This window comes from Chelativorans sp. ZYF759 (assembly GCF_012911015.1).
Lineage (GTDB): Bacteria > Pseudomonadota > Alphaproteobacteria > Rhizobiales > Rhizobiaceae > ZYF759.
Map to the genome: position 1 here is coordinate 1 of NZ_WVVV01000033.1, position 2,598 is coordinate 2,598.

5 protein-coding genes are annotated in these 2,598 nt (G+C 62.8%); all 5 read right to left on the reverse strand.

Translation table 11 applies throughout. The annotated features are described in order from the left end of the window. On the reverse strand, positions 1–688 hold a 688-nt coding region (locus GRZ55_RS22815; protein WP_169289238.1), incomplete at its 3' end, for a biotin carboxylase N-terminal domain-containing protein. Continuing rightward, positions 688–1,602 carry a glutathione-dependent disulfide-bond oxidoreductase gene (gene yghU / locus GRZ55_RS22820; protein WP_169289239.1) on the reverse strand — a complete coding sequence of 305 codons (915 nt, stop codon included), beginning with the start codon at positions 1,600–1,602 and terminating at the stop codon, positions 688–690. The genes yghU and GRZ55_RS22815, both read right to left, overlap by 1 nt. A 60-nt stretch (positions 1,603–1,662) precedes the next feature. After that, positions 1,663–1,947, reverse strand: coding sequence for a DUF2442 domain-containing protein (locus tag GRZ55_RS22825; RefSeq protein WP_169289240.1), 285 nt, complete (start codon positions 1,945–1,947; stop codon positions 1,663–1,665). After that, complete coding sequence (locus GRZ55_RS22830) at positions 1,928–2,164, reverse strand: DUF4160 domain-containing protein (RefSeq protein ID WP_169289241.1); 237 nt, start codon at positions 2,162–2,164, stop codon at positions 1,928–1,930. Before GRZ55_RS22830 ends, GRZ55_RS22825 begins: the two co-directional genes overlap by 20 nt. Before the next feature lie 10 nt (positions 2,165–2,174). Next, positions 2,175–2,598: carboxyl transferase domain-containing protein (locus GRZ55_RS22835; RefSeq protein ID WP_306785627.1), on the reverse strand; the 424-nt coding region annotated here is incomplete at its 5' end.

A 2,598-nucleotide genomic window follows, 5' to 3' on the forward strand; every position in this document is an offset into this window, starting at 1 on the left:
AGCATTCGCGCTCGCCCAGATGGATGACGGTGCCGTGCTTGTCGCCCAACACCTGGATCTCGATGTGGCGCGGCTCGGTGACGAATTTCTCGATGAAGATGCGGTCGTCGCCGAAGGAGGCCTTGGCCTCGCCCTTGGAGGCGCGGAAGCCATCGCGGGCCTCCGCGTCGTTCCAGGCAATACGCATGCCCTTGCCGCCACCGCCGGCAGACGCCTTGATCATTACCGGGTAACCGATGGAGGCGGCGATGCGCACCGCCTCGTCCGCATCCTCGATCAGGCCCATATGACCCGGCACCGTGGAGACGCCCGCCTCGGCCGCCAGCTTCTTCGACGTGATCTTGTCGCCCATCGCCTGGATGGCGTTGACGGGCGGGCCGATGAAGGTCACGCCCTCCTTGTCCAGCGCCTCGGCAAAAAGCGGATTTTCGGACAGGAACCCATAGCCCGGATGGACGGCATCGGCGCCGGTCTTGCGGATGGCCTCGAGAATCCTGTCGATGACGATGTAGGATTCGCTCGAGGGCGCCGCGCCGATATGGACCGCCTCGTCGGCCTCGCGCACATGCAGCGCGTCGCGGTCGGCATCGGAATAGACCGCGACGGTGGCGATGCCGAGCTTTTTTGCGGTGCGAATGACCCGGCAGGCGATCTCGCCGCGATTGGCTATGAGGATTTTCTTGAACATCAGGCTCCCGCGATCTTGTCCTGCGTCCTGTTCTGGAAGTCCGAGGCGTCGTGGCGTTCGTGCAATTGCCGGGAAGGCTCGCCACTGGTCTTGTTGACCATCGATCCCCGGCGGGCGCCCGGCCGCTGGTTGATCTGCTTCGTCCAGCGCTGGACATTGGTGTAGCCGTCGACCTCCAGGAACGCGCCGGCATCCTCATAGGCGTCATGCGCGGCCAGCCGGCCGTACCAGGGCCAGATCGCCATGTCGGCGATCGTGTATTCGGCTCCCGCCATGTATTCGTGATCGGCCAGATGCCGATCGAGCACGTCCATCTGGCGCTTCACCTCCATGGCGTAGCGGTCGATGGCGTATTTGATCTTCATCGGCGCGTAGACATAGAAATGCCCGAAGCCGCCGCCGAGAAACGGCGCCGAGCCCATCTGCCAGAACAGCCAGTTCATCGCCTCGGTGCGGGTGCGCAGGTCGGTGGGCAGGAAGGCGCCGAATTTTTCGGCCAGGTAGACGAGGATCGAGCCCGATTCGAACAGGCGCACCGGATCGCCGCCGCCCCTGGGCGCATGGTCCATGAGGGCCGGGATCTTGGAGTTCGGATTGACGCCGACAAAGCCCGAGCCGAACTGGTCGCCCTTGCCGATATCGATCAGCCAGGCGTCGTATTCGGCGTCCGCATGGCCGGCCTCCAGCAGCTCCTCGAACATGATCGTGACCTTGACGCCGTTGGGCGTGCCCAGCGAATAGAGCTGGTGCGGGTGCTTGCCGATCGGCAGTTCCCTGTCGTGCGTGGGGCCGGCGACAGGCCGGTTGATCGAGGCAAACGTGCCCCCGCCCTCGCCTTCCTGCTTCCAGATCTTGGGCGGCTGATAGCCGGTCGGCAGGTTGTTTTCGGGCGGGAATTTGGTGGTGTCGGTCATGTTATTCCTGTTCATCCTTCATGTTGGGCTTGAGAATTTCTCGAGCTCTTGAAGTAGGGATCATTCGGCAGCTTGTGCAGGTGGCACCGCGCCGGGCGCTGCGCCACCGACGATGAGGGCCTTGGCGCTGATATACTCGTCGACCTCCTCCCAGCCGACGGCATCACCGAAAGGCAGGATCTCCCAGTTCCTGCGTTGGGCGGGTGTCGCTGCAAACAAGCGGGGGTACCACCACAGCGGCGCCTCGATCCTGCGACCATCGGCCATGTCGAAGGCGATGAATTCGTCCGTGACCTCGACGGTGGCAACAAGCAACTGCTTGTCGTCAATTTCCAAAGTAGTCATTCCAGGCCTCCAGGAATTTTCGCCTGTTCTCTGCTACGACGCCCAGAATATCATTCACTTCGTGCGTGGCGAAGCCGACATTGCGGGCGACACGGATATCGGCGAGCCAGACTTTCAGTTGCTTCGCATCCTTCAAAACATGGATGTGTGGCGGTTCACCGATCTCCCTGGAATAGAAGAGGAAGCGGTGGCCTCTCCAGCGGAGGATCACCGGCATTCCACCACCTCTACAGCGGGATCGTGTCGTGCTTCTTCCACGGCTGTTCCTGCTTCTTGCTCCTGAGCATGGCGAAGGCGCGCGCGATGCGGCGGCGGGAGGAATGCGGCATGATGACCTCGTCGATGAAGCCGCGCTCGGCCGCCTTGAACGGGTTGGCGAAATTCTCCTCGTATTCGGCCGTGCGCGCGGCAATCTTTTCGGGATCGTCGAGTTCGGAGCGGTAGAGGATCTCGGTCGCGCCCTTGGCGCCCATCACCGCGATCTCGGCCGTCGGCCAGGCATAGTTGATGTCGGCCCCGATATGTTTCGAGGCCATCACGTCATAGGCGCCGCCATAGGCCTTGCGGGTGATGAGCGTGACCATGGGGACGGTGGCCTGGGAATAGGCAAAGAGCAGCTTGGCGCCGTGCTTTATGACGCCGCCGAATTCC

Bases quoted from the DNA above. Each gene is read 5' to 3' on its own strand.
- yghU (WP_169289239.1), bottom strand. From the start codon at position 1,602: ATGACCGACACCACCAAATTCCCGCCCGAAAACAACCTGCCGACCGGC.
- GRZ55_RS22825 (WP_169289240.1), bottom strand. From the start codon at position 1,947: ATGACTACTTTGGAAATTGACGACAAGCAGTTGCTTGTTGCCACCGTC.
- GRZ55_RS22830 (WP_169289241.1), bottom strand. From the start codon at position 2,164: ATGCCGGTGATCCTCCGCTGGAGAGGCCACCGCTTCCTCTTCTATTCC.